24 protein-coding genes are annotated in these 19,557 nt (G+C 71.9%); 11 read left to right on the top strand and 13 right to left on the bottom strand.

Features of this window, described 5'->3' with window-relative positions; translation table 11 throughout:
* The first annotated feature begins 36 nt into the window (after positions 1-36).
* Together G401_RS0109530 and G401_RS0109525 are read left to right on the top strand one after the other, a co-directional pair.
* The gene (locus tag G401_RS0109530; protein WP_211240705.1) at positions 37-864 is read left to right on the top strand and encodes a class I SAM-dependent methyltransferase; all 828 of its coding nucleotides are present in this window, start codon (positions 37-39) and stop codon (positions 862-864) included.
* Between the two features lie 51 nt (positions 865-915).
* Entirely contained in the window at positions 916-1,674 is a 759-nt protein-coding gene (locus G401_RS0109525) for a MerR family transcriptional regulator (protein WP_027342317.1), read from the top strand.
* Between the two features lie 37 nt (positions 1,675-1,711).
* Here G401_RS0109525 and G401_RS0109520 read toward each other — a convergent pair whose 3' ends face one another.
* The 3 genes from G401_RS0109520 to G401_RS52520 are packed head-to-tail and all read right to left on the bottom strand — an operon-like array spanning position 1,712 to position 3,596.
* Positions 1,712-2,116 carry a hypothetical protein gene (locus G401_RS0109520; RefSeq protein ID WP_027342316.1) on the bottom strand — a complete coding sequence of 135 codons (405 nt, stop codon included), beginning with the start codon at positions 2,114-2,116 and terminating at the stop codon, positions 1,712-1,714.
* Complete coding sequence (locus G401_RS0109515) at positions 2,116-3,084, bottom strand: quinone oxidoreductase family protein (RefSeq protein ID WP_027342315.1); 969 nt, start codon at positions 3,082-3,084, stop codon at positions 2,116-2,118. Before G401_RS0109515 ends, G401_RS0109520 begins: the two co-directional genes overlap by 1 nt.
* Positions 3,085-3,107: 23 nt before the next feature.
* Positions 3,108-3,596, bottom strand: coding sequence for an NUDIX domain-containing protein (locus G401_RS52520; protein ID WP_051366411.1), 489 nt, complete (start codon positions 3,594-3,596; stop codon positions 3,108-3,110).
* Positions 3,597-3,615: 19 nt separating this feature from the next.
* On the opposite strand from G401_RS52520, the gene G401_RS0109505 reads away from it, so the two are divergent.
* The 3 genes from G401_RS0109505 (at position 3,616) to G401_RS0109495 (ending at position 5,886) form a co-directional block, all read left to right on the top strand.
* The gene (locus tag G401_RS0109505; protein ID WP_169734166.1) at positions 3,616-4,053 is read left to right on the top strand and encodes a DUF3592 domain-containing protein; all 438 of its coding nucleotides are present in this window, start codon (positions 3,616-3,618) and stop codon (positions 4,051-4,053) included.
* A 64-nt stretch (positions 4,054-4,117) separates the two neighbouring features.
* The gene (locus G401_RS44590) at positions 4,118-5,170 is read left to right on the top strand and encodes a hypothetical protein (protein ID WP_245601668.1); all 1,053 of its coding nucleotides are present in this window, start codon (positions 4,118-4,120) and stop codon (positions 5,168-5,170) included.
* The gene (locus G401_RS0109495) at positions 5,167-5,886 is read left to right on the top strand and encodes a hypothetical protein (protein WP_157545518.1); all 720 of its coding nucleotides are present in this window, start codon (positions 5,167-5,169) and stop codon (positions 5,884-5,886) included. The genes G401_RS44590 and G401_RS0109495 overlap by 4 nt, the downstream gene beginning before the upstream one ends.
* Positions 5,887-5,904: 18 nt before the next feature.
* On the opposite strand, the gene G401_RS0109490 is transcribed toward G401_RS0109495, so the two are convergent.
* The 3 genes from G401_RS0109490 to G401_RS0109480 form a co-directional block, all read right to left on the bottom strand.
* Positions 5,905-6,738, bottom strand: coding sequence for an aldo/keto reductase (locus G401_RS0109490; protein WP_027342312.1), 834 nt, complete (start codon positions 6,736-6,738; stop codon positions 5,905-5,907).
* A gap of 65 nt (positions 6,739-6,803) precedes the next feature.
* The gene (locus G401_RS0109485) at positions 6,804-8,087 is read right to left on the bottom strand and encodes an FAD-dependent oxidoreductase (RefSeq protein ID WP_027342311.1); all 1,284 of its coding nucleotides are present in this window, start codon (positions 8,085-8,087) and stop codon (positions 6,804-6,806) included.
* 43 nt (positions 8,088-8,130) lie between these two features.
* Positions 8,131-8,439 (bottom strand): ArsR/SmtB family transcription factor, encoded by a 309-nt coding sequence (locus tag G401_RS0109480; protein ID WP_034591048.1) that lies wholly within the window; start codon positions 8,437-8,439, stop codon positions 8,131-8,133.
* Positions 8,440-8,552: 113 nt separating this feature from the next.
* Between G401_RS0109480 and G401_RS0109475 the strand changes: the two genes are divergently transcribed.
* Positions 8,553-9,494, top strand: coding sequence for a DMT family transporter (locus tag G401_RS0109475; protein WP_027342309.1), 942 nt, complete (start codon positions 8,553-8,555; stop codon positions 9,492-9,494).
* A 4-nt stretch (positions 9,495-9,498) separates the two neighbouring features.
* Complete coding sequence (locus G401_RS0109470) at positions 9,499-10,224, top strand: class I SAM-dependent methyltransferase (RefSeq protein WP_027342308.1); 726 nt, start codon at positions 9,499-9,501, stop codon at positions 10,222-10,224.
* A 124-nt stretch (positions 10,225-10,348) separates the two neighbouring features.
* Here the strand turns inward: G401_RS0109470 and G401_RS0109465 are convergent, their stop codons facing one another.
* Positions 10,349-10,894, bottom strand: a complete 546-nt coding sequence (locus G401_RS0109465; protein WP_034591047.1) for a YbaK/EbsC family protein — start codon at positions 10,892-10,894, stop codon at positions 10,349-10,351.
* 60 nt (positions 10,895-10,954) lie between these two features.
* Here G401_RS0109465 and G401_RS0109460 point away from each other — a divergent pair, with 60 nt between their 5' ends.
* Entirely contained in the window at positions 10,955-11,368 is a 414-nt protein-coding gene (locus tag G401_RS0109460; RefSeq protein WP_027342306.1) for an HIT family protein, read from the top strand.
* On the opposite strand, the gene G401_RS0109455 is transcribed toward G401_RS0109460, so the two are convergent.
* Together G401_RS0109455 and G401_RS0109450 are read right to left on the bottom strand one after the other, a co-directional pair.
* Entirely contained in the window at positions 11,365-11,889 is a 525-nt protein-coding gene (locus G401_RS0109455) for a hypothetical protein (protein WP_157545516.1), read from the bottom strand. The two genes, G401_RS0109460 and G401_RS0109455, sit on opposite strands and share 4 nt — an antisense overlap.
* A 44-nt stretch (positions 11,890-11,933) precedes the next feature.
* A complete protein-coding gene (locus G401_RS0109450) occupies positions 11,934-12,299 on the bottom strand; it encodes an Hsp70 family protein (protein WP_027342304.1) in 366 nt (121 codons plus the stop codon).
* Between the two features lie 81 nt (positions 12,300-12,380).
* Here G401_RS0109450 and G401_RS0109445 point away from each other — a divergent pair, with 81 nt between their 5' ends.
* On the top strand, positions 12,381-13,196 hold the full coding sequence (locus tag G401_RS0109445) for a class I SAM-dependent methyltransferase (protein WP_027342303.1): 816 nt from the start codon (positions 12,381-12,383) through the stop codon (positions 13,194-13,196).
* 20 nt (positions 13,197-13,216) lie between these two features.
* Entirely contained in the window at positions 13,217-13,639 is a 423-nt protein-coding gene (locus tag G401_RS0109440; protein ID WP_027342302.1) for a hypothetical protein, read from the top strand.
* On the opposite strand, the gene G401_RS0109435 is transcribed toward G401_RS0109440, so the two are convergent.
* From G401_RS0109435 to G401_RS0109425, 3 genes are read right to left on the bottom strand one after another with little or no spacing between them, the layout of a single operon-like run.
* Positions 13,621-14,028: a GNAT family N-acetyltransferase gene (locus tag G401_RS0109435; protein ID WP_027342301.1), complete on the bottom strand. Its 408-nt coding sequence runs from the start codon at positions 14,026-14,028 to the stop codon at positions 13,621-13,623. The two genes, G401_RS0109440 and G401_RS0109435, sit on opposite strands and share 19 nt — an antisense overlap.
* A gap of 60 nt (positions 14,029-14,088) precedes the next feature.
* A complete protein-coding gene (locus G401_RS55710) occupies positions 14,089-15,012 on the bottom strand; it encodes a DUF4190 domain-containing protein (RefSeq protein WP_051366409.1) in 924 nt (307 codons plus the stop codon).
* Positions 15,013-15,064: 52 nt separating this feature from the next.
* Entirely contained in the window at positions 15,065-15,880 is an 816-nt protein-coding gene (locus G401_RS0109425) for a phosphotransferase enzyme family protein (protein ID WP_034591046.1), read from the bottom strand.
* Between the two features lie 85 nt (positions 15,881-15,965).
* Between G401_RS0109425 and G401_RS0109420 the strand changes: the two genes are divergently transcribed.
* Positions 15,966-16,451 (top strand): MarR family transcriptional regulator, encoded by a 486-nt coding sequence (locus G401_RS0109420; protein ID WP_027342299.1) that lies wholly within the window; start codon positions 15,966-15,968, stop codon positions 16,449-16,451.
* Between the two features lie 156 nt (positions 16,452-16,607).
* Here the strand turns inward: G401_RS0109420 and G401_RS0109415 are convergent, their stop codons facing one another.
* Complete coding sequence (locus G401_RS0109415; RefSeq protein ID WP_027342298.1) at positions 16,608-19,478, bottom strand: beta-L-arabinofuranosidase domain-containing protein; 2,871 nt, start codon at positions 19,476-19,478, stop codon at positions 16,608-16,610.
* Positions 19,479-19,557 lie beyond the last annotated feature (79 nt).

Raw genomic sequence — 19,557 nt, 5'->3', positions numbered from 1 at the left:
CGCGCGTGTGTGGCGGCGGCGGCTACCATGGCGATCATGGGTATCGACCCCGTGCTCAGCGGTGTTCCGGAGACTGCACTGTGGACGTTGTTCCACCGTACGAGTGAGGCCCGGCATCCGCGTACGGTGTTGCCGGATCCGGTGGGGGTGGCGCTGGCGGATCGGCTCGATTTCCCGTTCGCGGCCCGGTTCGGCCGGGGTTTCCCGCATCAGGCGCAGACGATCGCTCTGCGGTCGCGGTGTTTCGACGATGAGATCCGGGCGTTTCTGGCCGACCGTCCGGACGCGACGGTCGTGGCGCTCGGTGAGGGTCTGGAGACGACGTTCTGGCGGGTCGACAACGGCCGGGTGCGGTGGTTGTCGGTGGATCTGCCGGATTCGGCGGCGTTGCGGACGCGGCTGCTGCCCGCGGAGGACCGGGTGCGGGTGCATGCCGGTTCGGCGCTCGACGGGTCGTGGATGGATGAGGTCGACCCGGCGCACGGGGTGATCATCACGGCGCAGGGGTTGCTGATGTATCTGCCGCCGGCGGACGCGGAGGCGCTGATCGTGGCGTGCGCGGAGCGGTTTCCCGGCGCCTGGTTCGTGTTCGACGCCGTCACTCCGCTCGTCGACCGGCAGCTGGTCGTGTCGGCGGGTGGCTCGTCGGGTTATCGGCCGCCGCCGTTGCGCTGGTTCGTCGCGGCCCGTGATCTGCCGCGGCTGCGTACGTTGTCGCCGGCGATCCGGGGTGTACGCGAGGTCCGCAGCCGGTCGGGGCGGGGTGTGGCCGGTTGGGTGGCGGCGCGGCTGCGGTTCGTGCCGGTGCTGGGGCGGCAGCGGCCGATGGTGGTGCGGCTCACTTTCGGCGGGGACGGGCGTTGACTCTCACGTAGCGGCAGGGCGCACGCTCGATGCCGGAAGGAGGGGGACGCCATGGGTTATCCGGTAGGGCGCGCGGCGGAGCTCGCCGGTGTCACGGTGCGTACGCTGCACCACTATGACGAGATCGGGCTGCTGACGCCGGGTGGGCGGTCGGCCGCGGGGTACCGGCGGTATGACGACGCCGATCTGGAGCGGCTGCAGCGGATTCTGCTCTACCGGGAGCTGGGGTTCACCCTCGAGGAGATCGCCGTCATCCTCGACGATCCGGACACCGATCCGCGGGCGCATCTGCGCCGCCAGCATGGGCTGCTGCTGGATCGGATCGCCCGGTTGCGGCAGATGGTGGCGGGTGTCGAGTTTCTGATGGAGGCACACAAGGTGGGCGTCAATCTGACCCCGGAGGAGAAGTTCGAGGCGTTCGGCGATTTCGATCCGGACGCGTACGCGGCGGAGGCGCAGGAGCGCTGGGGGGACACCGACGCGTACGCGCAGTCGGCTCGGCGTACGTCGGGGTATTCGAAGGACGACTGGGTTCGTATCCGGGCGGAGTCGGAGGACCTCAACGCGCGGTGGGTGGCGGCGCTGGACGCGGGTGAGCCGGCCGAGGGCCGGGTCGCGATGGATCTGGCGGAGGAGCACCGGCTGCAGATCACGAAGTTCTACTACGACTGCTCGTATGAGATCCACACGGGTCTGGCGGAGATGTATCTGGCCGACGAGCGGTTCACGGCGAACTACGAGAACCAGCGGGCGGGGCTGGCCCGGTTCGTGCACGACGCGATCCTGGCCAACGCGGTCGCCCGGGCGTGACGTGGGGGCGCCGCGGCCGGGCGACCGGCCGCGGCGCTCAGCGCAGTTCGCGGCGGATGACCAGGCGTAGTCCGCTCCACACGTCGTCGATGGCGCAGACCTTGTTGTCGACGAGGCCGGTCGGCAGGGCGAGGTCGCGTATCGCGTCTTCGGTCATGTCGGTCGGGTCGGCGAGGCCGGCTTTCACGGCGGCCTTCTTCGGCCAGGCGACCCAGAATCCGGCGGCGGGCGCCATCGCGGCGCGTACGCGGGGTAGGTGGTGGGCCAGGTCCGCGCGGGCGGTGACGAACACGACGACGACGTCGAGCGGGCCGGTGAGGCTGTCGACGGCGGTGACGTCGGGTGGCAGGCCGCCGGGGAGCGCGCCGCCGAGGACGGCGACGCGGTGGCCGGTGCGGATGCCGAGTTTGGCCGGTAGCGGGGTGTTCGCGTAGCCGGCCATCACGGGATGAGCAGGAGTTTGCCGCTGGTACGCCGGGCTTCGAGGTCTTCGTGGGCCTGGCGGGCGTCGGCGAGCGGGTAGCGGTGGTGGACGGCGATGTCGAGCTGCCCGGCGGTGATCCAGCCGAACACGTCGCGGGCGCGGCGTTCGAGGTCGGCGCGTTCGGCGATGTAGTGGCCGAGGGTGGGCCGGGTGAGGAACACCGATCCGGCGGCTTGCAGGCGCATCGGGTCGAACGGTGGTACGGCGCCGCTGGCGGCGCCGTAGAGGGCGAGCAGGCCGCGGCGGCGCAGGCTTTCCAGGGAGCCGTCGAAGGTGGACCGGCCGACGCCGTCGTAGACGACGTCCACTCCGGACCCGCCGGTGAGTTCGCGGACGCGGGGCGCGAACGGTTCCTGGTCGTAGCGGATGATCTCGTCGGCGCCGGCGGCGCGGGCGCGGGTCTCCTTGTCGGCGGTGGAGACGGTGCCGATGACGCGGGCGCCGAGGAGTTTGCCGAGCTGGGTGAGCAGCAGGCCCATGCCGCCGGCGGCGGCGTGGACGAGGATCTGGTCGCCGGGGTGGATCTCGTGGACGTCGGTGACGAGGTAGTGGGCGGTCATGCCCTGCAGCATCGCGGCGGCGGCGAGGTCGGGTGCGACGCCGTCGGGAACGTGGACGAGGCTCGCGGCGGGCAGCGCGGCGCGTTCGGCGTAGCTGGCGGCGCCCTGGCCCCAGGCGACGAGGTCGCCGGGGGCGAATCCGGTGACGCCGTCGCCGAGCGCGGTGACCCGGCCGGCGCCTTCGCCGCCGGGGGTCAGCGGCAGCGGCAGCGGGTAGCGGCCTTCGCGGTGGTAGACGTCGATGAAGTTGACGCCGGCGGCCAGCACGTCGACGAGTACCTCACCGGGTCCGGGGACGGGGTCGGGCTTCTCGGCGTAGGTCAGCACTTCGGGACCGCCATGGCGGTCGACCACGATCGCACGCATACCCGCAGCGTACGCGGGGGCGGTCAGGTCAGGCGCGTGAGGCGTTCGAGGCGCAGCTGTTCGGTGATGCGCTCGTAGAGGGGGGAGTCGGCGAACCGGCTGAGGACGTAGCCCGCGGCCAGCGTGTACGCGCGTCCGGTGAGCAGGTCGGGGCCGGACAGGAAACGCGTACGCACCCCCGGCCGGGGGATGATCTTGTCGGTGGCGGACAGGCCGACCTCGGCCGCCACGTCCGCGGGTCCGGCGGTGGTACGCGCCCAGAACGCGAACGTCGGCACCCGGTGCCCGGGCACGAATCCGGCCCAGACCTCCTCGACGTCGCCCTGGATCGGGACGTCGGCCTGTTCCTGCGCGTACCGGCGGGCGGCCGCGGCGGGGGTCTCGCCGGCGGCGACGAGGCCGCCGGGCAGGCTCCACCGGTTCGGGTGCGTGGCGGCCTGCACGTCGTGCATCTGCACGAGGATGCGGCCGTCGTCGTCGACCAGCATGATGAGCGCGATCCGGGCTACCATGCCTTCCAGTCTCCACGCCTTGTCCACCCCCGGGAGGGTTCTGGTGCCGTTCGGGCTGTTCGGGCTGTTCATGCTCGCGGTGACGGTCCTGTTCGGGTATCTGGCGGTCCGCGACGGGCGGCAGGCGTCGGCGGCGGCGCGGGCGCTGCTGTCGCTGCGGACGACGGCCGGTGAGTGCGTGTCGCACCTCGACGGGGACCGCTACTCGTTCGCGTTCGAGACGCCGGCGGGCCGGCGGATCGTCTTCGAGGCGCCGGCGGTCGGCGTGCACGCGGGCGACCCGGTACGCGTGCGCTACGACCCCGCCGACCCGCAGGGCTCCGCCCGGTTCGGCGCCCGCGACGACTGGCACGCCGTGCAGCGCGACGGCGTCCGCGCGGCGGCGTTCCTGCTGGTGTCGGCGTCGTTCGCGCTGCTGCTGATCTGGGCGCTGATCGTGCTGCGCTGGGAGTCCTGAGCGCCGCGGATCCCGGTAGCGGCCGGGATCGCGGCAGGTGCCGGCCTGGGCTACGCTGCCCGCCATGCTTCCCGAGAACGTGGACGCCGAACTCGCCCGGATGGCCGCCGATCCGCGTTTCCCGCACCGGGCCGCCGCCCGCCGCGCGGAACGGTTCCGCGCCCGCGGCGACGTCTCCGACCTGCTCGCGGTCCTCGACGATCCGCATCCGTGCGGCACGACCGAGATCCTGTTCGCGATGGCCGGCGCCCGCCAGCCGTGGCTGAACTGGGTCCCGATGCCGGCCGAGGCGATCTGCCGGATCGCCGACGAGGTCGGTGCCCGCCGCGCGAAAGGCGAGGACGTCGTCCTGACCGGACTCGGGGTCACCGCCGCGGAACCGGCCAGCGCCACGACCGCGTTCCACCGGGTCGCGGGCCCGGTCGCGGTCGAGATCGGCGCGTTCCCGGCGCCGGACATCCGCGTACCGCTGCGGCGGGGGACGCACATGCCGTGGCGCTACGACGGGATCCTGCCCGTGCCGGCGGTCGCGGCCCCGAGCCCGCTCGCGGTCGAGGTGCTGCACCAGGTCGCCGACCAGCCGTGGCCGTCGCCGCTGTCGGGTTACCTGCAGGCCGCGCCGCTCGGCGAGCTGCCGCTGGCGGACCTGCTGGGGCTGCTCGCCCACCTGCCCGGCCCGCCGGACACGGCCCGCTGGCGGCATCTGGCCCAGTCGACGCCGACGTACTGGTACCGGCTGCTGCAACCCTGGGTGTGCCTGGGTTTGCTGCACCACCGGCCCGAGCAGCCGTGGGCCACATCCGACCGCCGCGCGGCCCTCATCGACCTCGCCTTCGGCGTCGAGGACTGGACCACCGACGCCGCCCTGTTCGCCCTCGTCACGGCCGCCTTCCGGGAACCCGGGCACCGCTCCGGCGTACGCGAGCTGGTGCGCGGGCGGCTCGACGCGGCCATCGCGGCACCGCGGCTGGTGACGATCGAGACGTCCCTGGCGCAGCTGATGCTGATCACGCCCGGCTGCCGGGCGGACGACCGCCGGGTCGCCCACGCGGCTCTGGCCCGGGCCGGCCGTTCCGGTGACGAGTCCCGCCGGCGACGGTGGTGGCGGCGCCGGTGACCGCCGAGGAGCTCCTCGCCCGCGGCCGGCGGCTCAGCAGGTCGGCGATGTGGGCGCTGTTCGGCGGGTTCGCGCTCACCGTGGCCGGCTATGTCGCCGTCTGGTACGCGATGCGGACCGGACGGATCGCCGACGATGCCGACCTGCCGGTCCTGCTGCCGATGATCCCCTGTGTCGGTGGGCTGGTGTACATGCTGGTGGTCGCGAACCGGGGCCGGCGGCTGATCGACCGGTCCATCGAGGCGGTCGCCGCGACGGACGTCCCCGGCACCCCGGCCGCGCTGCGGATCGGACCCGCGCACCGGTGGGCCTATGTCGGGTCGATCGGGGCGTTTCTCGCCGTCGGGGCGGGCGCGCTGGTCGTCCTGGCCGACCCGGCGCAGTGGGTGTGCCCCGGGGTCATGCTCGTGCTCGTGTCCACGGCGATCGCGTACAACGGTCCGGCGGCCGCCGGTGTGCACATCGTCGAGCTCGACGCGACCGGGTTGCGGCTGCCGCAGGCGTCCATGGCCGTCCCGTGGACGTCGGTACGCGGGCTGACGGTGGCCGCCGGCCGGGTCCGGTTGCGCGTCAGCGGCCCGGTGACCGTGGCCGGCCGGTTCGGTGAACGGGCCGAGCGGCGGCTGCGCAAGCTCGGTTACGTCGACGTGCAGACGGCCCGGCCGGAGGACCTGGCCCGGGCCGCCCGGCAGTACCTGACCGCCGGCCGTAGCTGACCGCCGGCGGGGACGGGGTCAGCCCATCCAGTTCATGGTGGCGGGGTCGTTGCCGATCCGGCCGCCCGCTCCCCGGTCCATGGCCGTGATCTCGGCGACCTCGTCGTCGCTGAGGGTGAAGTCGAAGACGTCGAAGTTCTCGGCGATCCGGGCCGGGGTCACCGACTTCGGGATGACGATGTTGCCCAGCTGCAGGTGCCAGCGCAGGACGACCTGGGCCGGCGTACGGTCGTGCGCTGCGGCGATCTTGGCGAGTACCGGGTCGTCGAGCAGGCCCTTGCCCTGGCCGAGCGGGCTCCACGCTTCCGTGTGGATCCCGTGCCGGGCGTGGTACGCGCGCAGTTCCGGCTGGCTGAACCGCGGATGCAGCTCGATCTGGTTGACGGCCGGGGCGACGTCGGCGCCGGCGAGGACCCGGTCGAGGTCGGCGACGCGGAAGTTGGACACGCCGATCGCCTTGGCGCGGCCGTCGGCGTACACCTTCTGCAGGGCCTTCCACGCGTCGAGGTAGCGGTCCTGCTTCGGGACCGGCCAGTGGATCAGGTACAGGTCGACGTAGTCGAGGCCGAGCTTGGCGAGGCTGGTGTCGAACGCGCGCAGCGCCTTGTCGTAGTCGTGCTCGTCGTTCCACAGCTTCGTGGTCACGAACAGGTCGGCGCGCGGGACACCGGACTCGGCCAGCGCCCGCCCGACGCCTTCCTCGTTGAAGTAGAGCTTCGCGGTGTCGATGCTGCGGTAGCCGGCGGCCAGCGCGGCGGTGACCGCCTTGTACGCCTCGTCGTCGGGGACCTGCCAGACGCCGAAGCCCAGCTGCGGCATGACCGTGCCGTTGTTCAACGTGACTGTCTGCATGGCCTCCATCCTGCCCCGGCGGGCGCCGCGGGGCAGGGCGAAAGCGGCAGGATGTGACCGACCGGTCAGCGGCGTACGCGCAGCACGCGCAGGACGATCCGGGGCGCGAACAGGGCGGTCGGCGGCAGCAGCATGTGCTGGACGGCGGTGAACACCTGCCGCACGACCGGGTCGTAGGCGACGGTCCGCTGGACGCGGCGGGTGTAGCGGCGGATGAGGGCGTTGCCGTCGGGGCGGGCGCCTTTCGTCTGCGGCCACGCGAAGTCGGCGCCGGCCGCGAACCGCCACGGGACCTTCAGCAGGTCGGCGAGCCATCCGTAGAAGGCGGGCACGTCGAGATCGGTCCCGGTACGCGTCCGCCGGCCGAGTTCGGCGGCCTCCAGGACGCCGATCGTCATGCCCTGCCCGTAGACAGGATTGAAGCTGCACACGGCGTCGCCGAGGGCCACGAACCCGGCCGGTACGCGGTCCAGCTTCTCGAAGTGCCGGCGGCGGTTGGACGGCAGCCGGTGCACGTGCACGTCGGTGATCGGTTCGGCGCGCGACAGCAGCCCGGCGACGTGCGGGTTCGGCAGCAGGCCGGCGTGTTCGGTGAACCCGTCGGCGTCGGTGGGGAAGTCGCCGAACCAGCCGCCCAGGGAGGCGATCCACCGGCCGCCCTCGATCGGCAGGACGACCCCGAGCCGGGTCTCCTGCGGGGCCGCGGGCAGCACGAACACCGCCTTCGCGCCGGGCAGGTCGGACTCGGTACGCCGCAGCAGCCGGGAGGCGTACCCGACGTCGACGGTGACCTCGGTGACCGCCGGGGTGGGGCAGCCGAGGTCGCGCAGCCACCCGTCGGACCGGCTGCCGCGGCCGGTGCAGTCGACGACCAGGTCGGCGGGGTGCGGCATACCGTCGATCATGACGCCGGTGACGCGGGAGGCGTCCCCGGTCAGCGCGGAGACGGCCGTCGCAGACCTGATCGTGACGTTGGGCAGCGCGGCGACGCGGGTCCGCAGCGTGTGTTCGAGCAGCGGCCGGCTGAAGGAGACCAGCCGCAGGCCGCTGGGCGGCCGGGTCCATTCGACGCGCCGGTGCACGATCATGTCGAGGCTGGGGTCGAACGGGACCGCGCCGGCGGCGACGAGTTCGTCGAGCAGGCCGGGGAACAGCTCCGCGAGGGCGCGCTGGCCGGCGCCGAGGAGCACGTGCCCGTGGTGGCCCTGCGGTACGCCGCGGCGTGGTTCGGCGTCGCCGGGCAGAACGTCCCGGTCGGCGACGAGGACCTGGTCGAAGGAGTCGGCGAGGGCGCGGGCGGCGGCGAGTCCGGTGATGCTGGCGCCGACGACGACGGCTGTGGTGGCCATCCGGCCATTGTGTACGGTCGCCGGCGCCCGCCGGGTCAGGGGGTCAGCGATGGGCGGCGGCGTCGGCCAGGACGGTGTCGAGCAGGCCGGGGAAGCGTTGCGCGAGTTCGTCCTCGCGCAGCCGCAGGTACTTCGCGGTGCCCTCGCGCCGCTGCCGGGTCAGGCCCGCCTCGCGCAGCACCTTCAGGTGGTGCGAGCGCGTCGCCTTCGGCAGGTCCGTGCGCAGCGTCCCGCACGGCGTCTCGCCCAGGCCGCGCAGTTCGATGACCATGTCCAGGCGGGTGGGGTCGCTCAACGCGAACAGGACGGCGGTCACCGGCACGTCGGTGAGCTGCGGCTCCTCGTCGGTCACTGTGGGCTCCTTCACAGTACGCGCGAACTAGTTCGACTTTTCTCGAACATCGGCCTAGATTCTCCATTGTTCGAGTTCTACGGAACTATAGCTCGTGGGAAGAGGGAACGGCCATGAAGGGTCGTCTCGCCGCGCTCGGTGCGGTGGTCATCTGGGGCTTCCAGTTCAGCGTGCTCGCGTCCGCCATGCACCACGTGGACGCGTACCATTTCTCCAGCCTGCGGTTCATCCTCGGGGCACTGGTCCTCGCCGGCCTGCTGCTGTGGCGCGAAGGCCGCACGGCACTGCGGTTCGACGGCCGGCTCGGCGCGGTCCTGTTCTACGGGGCGGCCGGCTTCGCGGCGTTCAGCATCCTGCTCAACGTCGCCCTCGGCTACACCTCCCCGCAGAACGCCGCCCTGTTCGTCGCGCTCGCCCCGCTGCTGACCCAGCTGCTGCGCTGGGGGCTCGACGGCGTCCGGCCCCGGCCGGCGATCCTGGGCCTGGCCGTGGTCGCCCTGTTCGGGCTGTTCCTGGTCATCACCCGCGGGCACCTCGACAACCTCGGGCACGGCGGTCTCGGCGACCTGATGTCATTCGTCTCCGTGCTCGGCTGGGCCCTGTACACCTACGGGGCCGGCAAGTTCCCCGGCTGGAGCCCGCTGCGGTTCACCACCCTGACGATGATCGGCGGCGCGATCGTCACCGTGGCCGCCACCGCCGTCGCCGACCTCGTCGGCGCCGCGCACCTGCCGTCGCTGTCGGACCTGGGCGCGGTCACCCCGCACCTGCTCTACATCTCGCTCATCGGCTCGGTCGCCGCGGTTCTGCTGTGGACGGTCGCGGTCCGCGCGCTCGGCGCCTCCACGGCCGTGCTGTTCATGAACCTGCCCCCGATCATCGCCCTGATCATCGCCGCCGTCGGCGGGGCGAAGGTCGAACCGGTCGAACTGCTCGGCGCCGCGATCACGGTCGGCGCGCTGCTCGGCGCCAACCTCGTCAACCGCCGCGCCGCCCAGACCGCCGCCCCGGTCGTTTCCACCCCGCGGATCACGGAGACCGCCCCGGTACGCTGAGATCATGACCGAGCATGCGCTGTCCTTCGGCCCGGCCGCCCACCTGTACGACACGATCCGCCCGACCTACCCGCGGCCGGCGATCGACTGGGCGATCGGGCCGAAGCGCGTACGCGTCCTCGACCTCGGCGCCGGGACCGGACTGCTGACCCGGGTCCTGCAGAACACCGGGCACGACGTCGTCTCGGTCGACCCCGACGAGCGGATGCTGGCCGTCCTCGCCACCCACGCGGGCACCAAACCACTGCTGGGCAGCGCCGAACGGATCCCGCTCCCGGACGGCAGCGTCGACGCGGTGATGGTCGGGCAGGCGTACCACTGGTTCACGCCGGAGCGGGCCCTGCCGGAGATCCGCCGGGTACTGCGGCCCGGCGGCGTCCTGGCTCCCGTCTGGAACGTACGCGACGAACACGTCCCCTGGGTCGCCCGGCTCAGCGCGATCGTCGGCTCCGAAGGACACGGCGCGGCCGGCGGCTGGACCTGGGGCGAGACGGCCCCCTGGTTCGGTACGCCCGAAGGCGCGGTCTTCCAGCACCAGGTGCCGATGACAGCCGACGGGATCGTCGACCTGATCCGGTCCCGGTCGTACTACCTGACCGCCGACCCGCAGACCCGCGCCACCCTCGAACACCAGGTACGCGAACTGCTCGCCACGCACCCCGACGTGGCCGGCCGGGAGACGATCGCCCTGCCCTACCAGACCCGCGTCTTCCGCCTGCGCCCCACCTGACCCGCTGCGCCCCGCTCCGCGCAGCTCCCTGATCCGGTTTGGATCAGGGAAAACACCCGAATCTTGGCCCAAGATCACGTGCGAAAACCTGATCCAAACGGGATCTTGGGAGCGGGTGGGCCGGTCAGTTCGCGAGGTCGGGAACCACTTCGGCGCCGGCGATCTGGGCCAGGACCTTGCCGGCGATCAAGATCTTGCCGCGGCGCCGGCCGCTGCCGATGACCACCCACGCGCTGTCGGCCACCGCCGCGTCGATCCACAACGGCCACCCGGCCGGCAGCCCGATCGGCGTGATCCCGCCGTACTCCATGCCCGTCTCCGACACGGCCGCGTCCATCGGCGCGAACGACGCCTTACGCGCGTTGAGCCGCTTGCGGACCACGCCGTTGACGTCGGCGCGCGTACTGGCCAGGATCACGCAGGCGGCCATGGTCGTGGTCTCGCCGCGGCGGCCCGCGACCACCACGCAGTTCGCCGACAGTTCCGGCGGCACACCGTAGACCTCGCCGAAGACGGCGGTGTCGGCGTTGTCCGGGTCGGTGTCGACGACCAGCACCTGGTCGGCGCCGGCGAACCCGCGCAGCGCCGCGACCACCGGCGGGGCCACGAGATCCTCGCGGTCCAGGGCGGGCCACGCCTGCTCGAAACGGCCGATCGGGGCAGCAGTCATACCGGTGATCGTAGGCATCCCGCGATCGGCGCCCACCGGCGGCTATGCTGCGAAACCGAGATGGCTACCTGTCTGTTCTGCGCGATCACGGCCGGCGACGAGCCCGCCGTCACCGTCTACGCCGACGACCTGCTCGTCGCGTTCCTCGACATCCGGCCGCTGTTTCCCGGGCACGTGCTGGTCGCGCCGCGGCGGCACGTCGTCACCCTGCCGGACCTGCCCGCCGAGCAGATCGGCGCGTACTTCGGGGTCGTGCAGCGGTTGTCGGCGGCCGTGCGTACCGGGATGGACGCGCAGGGCACGTTCGTCGCGATCAACAACGTCGTCAGCCAGAGCGTGCCGCATCTGCACACCCACGTCGTCCCCCGGACCAAAGGGGACGGGCTCAAGGGCTTCTTCTGGCCCCGCACCAAGTACGCGACCCCCGACGACGCGGAGAAGGCGGCCGCCGCGATCCGCGAAGCCCTCGGCTAGCGCAAACGCTGGTAGGTGTGCGCCGGCAGGAAGTTCGTCTGCGACAGCCGGTAGTCGACGGCCAGGCCGCCCTGGTCCTTGCGCAGGAACCGCAGGTGCTCCAGCACCTGACGAGTCGCCAGCGAGGGAATGAGCCACAGGGTCCGCTCGTCGCGGATACGCAGCCTCATCACCTTCAGCAGGTAACTCGACCGGGCGTCCACCAGCGCGTCCAGCGGCACCGCCCCGCGGCCGGACAGCGTACGCCAATGCAGGGTCCGCTCGGTCACGGTGATCTCGCGCGCGGTGTGCAGCACGTGCAACGCCGACCCGCTGAGGGAACCGACGAGACCCAGGCAGAGAAAGCCGAGCTGCACGGGCGGCATCCAGTCGGCGTCGCGTACCAGGAAGATCAGGAGGACGGCCGGGATCGCGGCGAGCGGCAGGATGGTGATCAGCCAGTACATCGGGGTGGGCCGGTAGCGGCCGACCGGGTCGGCCACGTCGCGGCCGTCCGGCGAGAGGTCGAAGAGCACAGCCACGGATCTTGGCACCGCCGGCCGCCCCCGGCCAGCCCCCGAAAAGATCAAAGTCGGCGTACGTCCAGCGCGCGGCCGTGCTCGTCGTAGGCGCCGATCGCGAACGCGCCGTCCTCGCCCACTCCGAACGACACCCGGATCTGCGGTACGCGGGCCGGCCCGGCGTCGGCCAGCACGACCTCGAACCGGCCGAGTTCGTCGCCGCCGGCGGTGAAGTCGCCGTCCGCCGCGTACGCGGAGATCTTGATGAACCGCTGGTGGTCCTCGGCGGTCGTGAACGTGGCCGCGGTCCGGCACGGTACGCGCGTCCCGGCGCTGATCAGCGGCGTGAACCGGCCGCCGGCGGTCTCGATGCCGACGGCGCGGGCGAGGGCGGCGGCGCGCAGGGCGACCGGTCGGCCGGAGGTCTCCATGCCGGGCAGGATATCGACCGCCGGCCACCCGGTACGGTCAGTCAAGATCCAGCGAGGGCGAGCACACCGGGGGGCGATCACGTGACGACGGCGTTCGACGAGCATGAGCGGCGGCAGTGGGCGGGGCGGGCGGAGGCGTACCGGCGCGGGTTCGCGACCCTGTGCGCCTATCCGGCCGGGTCGCTGCTCGACGCGGCCGCGGTCGGCGACGGGGTACGCGTCCTCGACGCCGGGACCGGGGTCGGCACGGTCGCCGCGCTGGCCGTCGAGCGGGGCGCGATCGTGACCGCCGTCGACGCCGAGCCGAGCATGCTCGACGCCACCCGCGTACGCGTGCCCGGGGCGGACGTGCGCCACGCGGTGCTGCCGGACCTGCCGTTCGAGGACGGCCGGTTCGACGCGGCGGTGGCGAACTTCGTCGTCAACCACGTCGGTGATCCCCGGGCCGCGGTCGCCGCCCTGACCCGGGTGGTACGCCCCGGCGGCCGGGTCGCGGTCTCCGTGTGGCCGCATCCGCAGCCGCCGTTGCAGCGGCTGTGGGGCGAGGCGCTGACGGCGGCCGGTGTCGAGCGGCCGGGCGACCTGCCGGGTGTCGAGGCCGGCAAGAACTTCGCCCGGACTCCGGACGGCCTCACCGGGCTGCTGGAACGCGGCGGGCTCGCCGGGGTGTCCTGCACCGAGGTCGCCTGGGTGCACCGGACGGATCCGCAGGACTGGTGGAGCGGGCCGGCCAACGGGCTCGGCGCGTTCGGGACGCTGCTGCTCGCGCTGCCGGCCGACCGGTTCCGGCGGGTCCGCGAGGCCTATGAGGAACTGGTCGGCCGGCATCTCGACGACGACGGGCTGCTGGCGATGCCCACGAGCGCCCTCGTCGCCGCCGGGGCGAAGCCGGAATGAGCCCCAGTAGAGTGCCCGGCATGAAAATGGTGCTGCTGCGCCTCGGGCTCCTGTTCGGCGCGGTGGAGCAGGTCGCCACCGGCACATGGCCGCTGTTCTGGCCGCGCCGGTTCTACGACACGTTCCCGCTGCCGAGCCACCCGTGGGAGACGTGGCTGCCGGCGTACAACGAGCATTTCATCCGGGACTTCGGCGCCCTGAATCTCGCGCTGGCGCTGCTGTTCGCGGTGTCGGCGTACACGATGGACCGGCTGCTGATCCGCACGACCGCGGCGGCGTACCTGGTGTTCGGGGTGTTTCATCTGATCTTCCACGCGAACCATCTGATGGGCGTACCCCGGGTGGATGCGATCGTGCAGATCGTGAGCCTGGTGGTCGGCGTGCTGGGCCCGCTCGCGCTGATCGCGCTGACCCGGGGGATGCCTCAGAAGTCCCAGCCGTAGACGACCTGGTGTTCGGCGGGCCGGCCGCCGCTGCCGCCGTAGGTGGCGCGGGCGGCGTCGTTGTCCTCGTCGGTGATCACCCACTGGCCGTAGCAGCCGCGTTCGCGGGCGAGGTCGGCGAGCGCGCCGACCAGGGCCCGGCCCACACCCCGCCGCCGGTACGCCTTGTCGACGCCGAGTTCGTACAGGAACATCTCGGTGCCCTTGTCGGGATGGGTCATCTCGACGCCGGTGACCATGCCGGCCGGCTGCCCGTCCAGGTACGCGATCAGCAGGTGGTGGCGGTCGTCGGCGAGGAAGCGCGCGGTCGCGGCCGGTTCGGGGGCCTGGTCGAACAGGTGCCCGGCGGCGCGGACGGCCGAAGCGTCGGTGATTCGGCGGATCTCCACAGCCGCAGTGTAGACAGAGGACGCACCCGGTGGATGCGTCCTCTGTCGCGGCGGAAGGGGTCAGCCGTTGAGCGGGCCGACGATCTTGTCGCCCTCGCTGACCGCGAAGCAGGTGATGTCGCGGTCACCGCCCAGCCAGCTCGACCGGGTCGGGTACAGGAAGTAGATCTCGAGCTTGTCGGTCTTGGCCGCGGGGGCGTAGCTGTCGAGCGCGCCGCCGCAGCCGTCCTCGCTCTGCTTCTGCACCTCGGTGTCGCCGGGGAACGAGCCGTCCGCCATGGTGATCACCTTGAACACCTCGCCCTCGTGCGGCGTGGTGCAGGCGACCTTCGGCGGGTTGCGGCTGAACTGGGTGCCGTCCTTGCCGTTGATGCCGTTGACGCAGTCGCCGACCTTCAGGTCGCTGGTCTGCGAGGTGGTGAGGCCGTCGTTGCCGGTGGTGCCGGTGGACTTGTCGCTCAGGGCGCCGATCGCGATGGCCCCGCCGCAGACCAGCAGCCACACCACGGACAGGACCAGGCCGGTGATGGCCAGGCCCTTGCCGCCCTGGTTGCGCTTGGGGATCTGGGTGAGCGCGACGATGCCGAAGATGACGGCGAACAGGACGCCGCCGAGGATGCCGAAGATCAGCGACGCGATCGCGAAGCCGTTCGTGCCCTGCTTCGCCGGGGGCCCGAACACCGGCGGCTGCCCGTAGACGGGCTGCCCGTAAGCCGGTTGACCCGACGCGGGCTGACCGTAGGCGGGCTGACCCGACGCGGGCTGACCGTATGCCGGCTGGGCCGACGTGGGCGGCGGGGTGTAGGCCGGCTGCCCGTACGGCGGCTGGGCCGGCGGCGGCTGCTCGGTGCCGTAGGGCGGCGGGGTGCCGTAGCCCGCGGGCTGGGTGCCGTCGCCGTACGCCGGCGGGTAGCTCGGCGGTGGACCGTAGGGAGAAGCGGGCTCCTGTGGGTCGTTGTTGGAGGGGTATCCGGGGTAAGCCACGGTCCCGCACGCTACCAGGGCCCGCCGACACCGACGATCATGACGGGACGCCTCACGTCCACCGCTCGGCCTCGTCCAGCCAGAAGTCGACGTCCGCCGGTCCGTGGTGGCGGATGCTCCAGTCCACCAGGCGCAGGCCCATGTGCATCGCGTACGCGAGCCGGGGCAGGTCGCCGACGGCCGCCAGCCGCTCGTCGACCGGCCCGGTCAGGTGCGGTGCCTTCAGCGCGAGGTCGTAGCGCAGCGTCATCAGGTCGATCGCCCGGTCGCCGCGCCCGGCCCCGTCCCAGTCCACGATGCCGGTCAGCCGGCCGTCCTCGGTCAGCACGTTGCCGCAGTGGAAGTCCAGGTGCACCAGATCGTCGCCGTACGCGGTGTCGTACACCTCGCCGACCTCGCGTACCCGGTCGAGCAGCCGGCGCGTCCGCGGACTGTGTCCGGCGAGGGTCTCGTGCAGGCAGAACCCCGGCCCGCTGGTACGCAGGTACAGCGTCACCGGTTCACCCGTACCGGCCATGAGCCCGGCGAATCCCTCGTGCACGGCCAGCATCCGGGCGACGAGCCCGGCGTCGGGGTGCTCCGGCGGTCGTCCCGGCAGCAGTTCCTGGACGATGACGGTGTGCGGGCCGCTGTCGACGATCAGCCCGTACGCGGGGACCGGCAGTCCGGCCGCCTTCGCGATCGCGAGAAACGGGGCGGACCGGGGGTTGCCGGAGCTCAGCACGGCCCGGGTGCCGTCGGGGTGGCGGACGTAGGCGGCGCCGACCTCGCCGCCGGGGCAGGGTCCCTCGAACGTGAGCCGGACGCCGTGGACCTGCTCGATCCGGTCGAGGGCGGCGGGGACGTCGAGCCGCGGTACGCGCTGCATCCGGGAAAGGATAACGGCTTCCTGATACGCTGACGGCGTAGATACGACACGAGGAGCGTAACATATGAGTTCCGTATCGTCTGGCGTGCGGGCCGGGGGATCGGACGCGCGGCGCCGTCGGCGGCTGACCAACGACATCAAGGAGAACCTGCGCGAGTTGAGCGTGCAGCTGTCGTTGCTCAACCACCACGTGGGCGTCCGCGCCGAGCTGAAGGACGTCGACCTCGACTGCCTCGACCTCATCGTCCGGCACGGCCCGTTGAGCCCGAGCGCGCTGGCCCGCCGGGCCGGCCTGCACCCGGCGACGATGACCGGCATCCTCGACCGCCTGGAGAAGGGCGGCTGGATCGCGCGTGAACGCGACCCCGACGGCCCCGACCGGCGGGCGGTGTCGCTGCGCGCGCTCAAGGACCGCAACGGCGAGCTGTTCGAGCTGTTCGCCGGGATGAACGCGGCCATGGACACACTGTTCGCCGACTACAGCGACGAGCAGCTGCAGACCATCCAGGACTTCGTGCGGCGCACGACCGTCGCCGGCCACCACGCCACCGAAGCCTTGGCCGCCGACTAGCTCGAAGATCCCGTTTGGATCAGGGAAATCACCCGAATCTTGGGCCAAGATTACGTGCGAAACATGATCCAAACGGGATCTTCAGGCGGCCCCGCTGCGACACGGGGCGCCATTCCGCCGCCGGGGCGCCACCCGGCGGCGGGGGGTGAAGGTCTGTCAGAGCAGCTTCCACCGGTGGTCGGCGGTGCCGTTGTCCTCGAACTGGACGACCTGCGCGCTGTCGGCCGTCGACATCCCGGACACGCCGAGCACCAGGCCGCTGTTGAGGTTGCGGACGCGCAGCCACCCGCCGCCGTCGCCGACGAGCGTCCACAGGTGGTCGCCGGTCCCGTTGTCGTGGTACTGCTGCACGTTGACGCTGTTGAGCCGGGACGCGCCGCTGACGGCGAGGAGCAGGCCGCTGTTCTGGTTGACGATCTTGTACCAGTTGTCGCCCTGGTGGTCGAAGCGCCACAGGTGGTCGGCGGAGCCGTTGTCGGCGTACTGCACGACGTTCGCGCTGTCCGCGGTGGACATCCCGGCCACTCCGAGCACCTTGCCGCTGTTGGCGTTCTGCACGCGGTACCAGACCCCGGCCTTGGCGGCGGCCGGGCTCGCGTTGGTCACCACCTGCAGGATCCCGCCCGACACTCCGGCCTGCAGCTGCACGACCACCCGCAGCGCCGTCGTCGTCACCGCGGTGAAGGACACGTTGTTGTACGCGTTGACGCTGCGGTTGTACGCCGAAGCGCCCCCGACCGCCGCCCAGCTGCCCGAGCTCGTCAGGTACTCCAGGTGCCACGACGCCGGTACGCGGCACGACCCGTGGCCAGTGTCGTCGTACCAGTAGACGCCGGCGGTCGAGACGGTCACCGGCAGCGCGTACGACAGCTGGGCCCATTCGGCGGTGCCGAGGTGGTCCCACCAGGTCAGGCGGCGGTGGGACTGATCGTAGGAGCTCGACGGGTCGTAGCCGCTGTTGATCCCGGTGACCGTGTCGCCGCCGAAGCAGTAGGACGCCGACGGGGTGCTCGGCAGCTGCCAGGTCCGGCTGCCGCCGACGGTCGGGAACGCGGTGATCCGCAGGCTGGCCGCCCCCATCGGGATCAGCCGGACGCTCTGCTGCGGCTCGCTGGTCGCGGCCGGGCTCGGTTGCAGGGTGGTGACGACGTTCTCCGGGTCGGCCTGCCAGTTCGGGATCGCCCTGGCCTGCGCGGTCAGGGCGATCGGCGTACCGGCGGGGGTGAACGGGTTGCCGGTCGCGCCGGTGTTCACCACCGACAGGGCGCCGCCGGGCACCAGGCCGTAGTTCCAGGCCGAGGTCGCGTACACGCTGTATTCGGGCCAGGCGCTGTTCGGGTCGTTGCTGCGCAGGAAGTTCTGGTCGACGGCCAGCGAGTAGGTCAGCGGCCCGTTGCTCACCGACACCGCGCCGGAGTTCGCGGTCCACGTCGTCGTCTTCGGGGTCATCGGGAAGGTCAGCACGACGGTGTCGCCGTTGTTCCAGGTCCGGTTGATCGCCGTGTACCGCGCCCCGGCCCCGGTCGCGACGGCCGACCCGTTCACGGTGATCGACGGGTTGGCGCACCAGCCGGGGATCCGCGCGTACAGGGGGAAGGAGATCGGACCGGAGGTCGTGACGCGCAGGGTGACCGTGCCGGTGAACGGGTAGGTCGTGTCGGTGGTGATGGTGACGTTCGCGGCCGCGGCGCCGGCCTGGGCGCTGACGGTACTGGGCGCGTACATGGTGACGGCGAGGCCGCGGTCGGCGGTGGCCTGCCACAGGTTGTCGGTGAAGAACGACCAGCCCTGCCCGTAGTTGTGCGGGCAGCACCGGTACTGGTCGACGCCCAGCAGGTACGCCTGCATCGCGAAGCCGTTCTGGTACTGGCCGGCGGTCTTGGCCCGGTTGTCGAGCTGGACGCTGTTGGCGCTGGTGATGTAGTGCAGCGCGCGGTGCGTGCCCGGTTCCAGGGCGGCGGGCAGGCTGTTGAAGGCGAGGTTCTCGCAGCCGTCGGCCCAGCCGGGGTCGCCGGTCAGCCGGGTCATCGTCTCGAAGCTCTGCATGTACTCGACGATCCCGCAGGTCTCGAAGCCCTGCCGGGGGTCGTGCTGGTCGGTGCGGATGTTCTCGTCGCCGGCGAATCCGCCGCCGGGGAACTGGCCCCAGTTGTTCTGGATGTTCGCGTAGTCGTTGTAGGTCGCCTGGGTCAGCGAGGTGTTGCCGCGCAACGCCATCAGTGCCGGTTCGGTGAACCCCTGCGCGAGGTCGACGTTGTGGTAGCTGGGCAGGTTGTTCACGTAGTTCTTCGCGTACTGGTGGATCTTGTCGGCCAGGCTGAGCAGGAACGCGTCCCCGGTACGCGCGTACAGCCAGAAGACGCTGTAGAGGTTGGTCGCCCAGCGGACCGAGCCCCACGACTGGTTGAACGCCGAGGCGCCGAACTGGTTCTGGTACTGGAGGAACTTCGTCAGCATCGGCACGATCCGGCTGTCGCCGGAGTACTCCTGGTAGATCGTCAGCGCCTGCAGCAGCGGCATGAACGGCCAGAAGTCGGGCCCGCCGCCCAGCGACGTACGCAGCGAGGCCGGTCCGAAGAAGCCGTCGGACTGCTGGGTGGCCACGATGCCGTTGACCCAGGTGCTCACCTTCGAGCGCAGTCCGGCGTCGCCGGTGACGGCGGCGAGCCCGGCCAGGCCCCGCAGCCAGTAGGGCAGTTCCTCCCAGCCGGCCTTGGCCGGGTTGACCCAGCCGCAGTCGGCGTAGACGAGGAAGTGCGACACCTGGTCGTACTGCCCGGCGATGCCGTTGGAGTCGAGCCCGAGCTGCTGGGCGAGCCAGCCGTTCGCGCGTACGCTCCCGGCGGGCAGCTTCAGGAACGGGGTGCGGGTCAGGCCGGCGGGGTAGGGGTGGTAGATGCCACCGCTGGAGGTGTCGCCGACGAGTACGACGGGGCTGGCCGCCCACGCCTCGGTGACCGCGGTGCCCGCGAGGGCCAGACCTCCGGCGACGGCCAGGCTGCCGCGCAGGACGGTGCGACGGAGCATGATGCCTCCTCGACATCGCCGCTCCGACCCAGCGGCATCGATAGATATAACGTTATAGAGGACCCTACTGTGCCGTCCG

Origin of the sequence: Hamadaea tsunoensis DSM 44101 (assembly GCF_000428945.1) — a bacterium.
Classification (GTDB): Bacteria; Actinomycetota; Actinomycetes; order Mycobacteriales; family Micromonosporaceae; genus Hamadaea; species Hamadaea tsunoensis.
This window is presented reverse-complemented; position numbering and strand designations above follow the sequence as displayed.

Bases quoted from the DNA above. Each gene is read 5' to 3' on its own strand.
- G401_RS0109425 (WP_034591046.1), bottom strand. From the start codon at position 15,880: ATGCAGCGCGTACCGCGGCTCGACGTCCCCGCCGCCCTCGACCGGATC.
- G401_RS44590 (WP_245601668.1), top strand. From the start codon at position 4,118: ATGCTTCCCGAGAACGTGGACGCCGAACTCGCCCGGATGGCCGCCGAT.
- G401_RS0109415 (WP_027342298.1), bottom strand. From the start codon at position 19,478: ATGCTCCGTCGCACCGTCCTGCGCGGCAGCCTGGCCGTCGCCGGAGGT.
- G401_RS0109440 (WP_027342302.1), top strand. From the start codon at position 13,217: ATGAAAATGGTGCTGCTGCGCCTCGGGCTCCTGTTCGGCGCGGTGGAG.
- G401_RS0109465 (WP_034591047.1), bottom strand. From the start codon at position 10,894: ATGACTGCTGCCCCGATCGGCCGTTTCGAGCAGGCGTGGCCCGCCCTG.
- G401_RS0109520 (WP_027342316.1), bottom strand. From the start codon at position 2,116: ATGGCCGGCTACGCGAACACCCCGCTACCGGCCAAACTCGGCATCCGC.
- G401_RS0109485 (WP_027342311.1), bottom strand. From the start codon at position 8,087: ATGGCCACCACAGCCGTCGTCGTCGGCGCCAGCATCACCGGACTCGCC.
- G401_RS0109530 (WP_211240705.1), top strand. From the start codon at position 37: ATGGGTATCGACCCCGTGCTCAGCGGTGTTCCGGAGACTGCACTGTGG.
- G401_RS0109475 (WP_027342309.1), top strand. From the start codon at position 8,553: ATGAAGGGTCGTCTCGCCGCGCTCGGTGCGGTGGTCATCTGGGGCTTC.
- G401_RS52520 (WP_051366411.1), bottom strand. From the start codon at position 3,596: ATGGTAGCCCGGATCGCGCTCATCATGCTGGTCGACGACGACGGCCGC.
- G401_RS0109490 (WP_027342312.1), bottom strand. From the start codon at position 6,738: ATGCAGACAGTCACGTTGAACAACGGCACGGTCATGCCGCAGCTGGGC.
- G401_RS0109525 (WP_027342317.1), top strand. From the start codon at position 916: ATGGGTTATCCGGTAGGGCGCGCGGCGGAGCTCGCCGGTGTCACGGTG.
- G401_RS0109460 (WP_027342306.1), top strand. From the start codon at position 10,955: ATGGCTACCTGTCTGTTCTGCGCGATCACGGCCGGCGACGAGCCCGCC.
- G401_RS0109470 (WP_027342308.1), top strand. From the start codon at position 9,499: ATGACCGAGCATGCGCTGTCCTTCGGCCCGGCCGCCCACCTGTACGAC.
- G401_RS0109450 (WP_027342304.1), bottom strand. From the start codon at position 12,299: ATGGAGACCTCCGGCCGACCGGTCGCCCTGCGCGCCGCCGCCCTCGCC.
- G401_RS0109515 (WP_027342315.1), bottom strand. From the start codon at position 3,084: ATGCGTGCGATCGTGGTCGACCGCCATGGCGGTCCCGAAGTGCTGACC.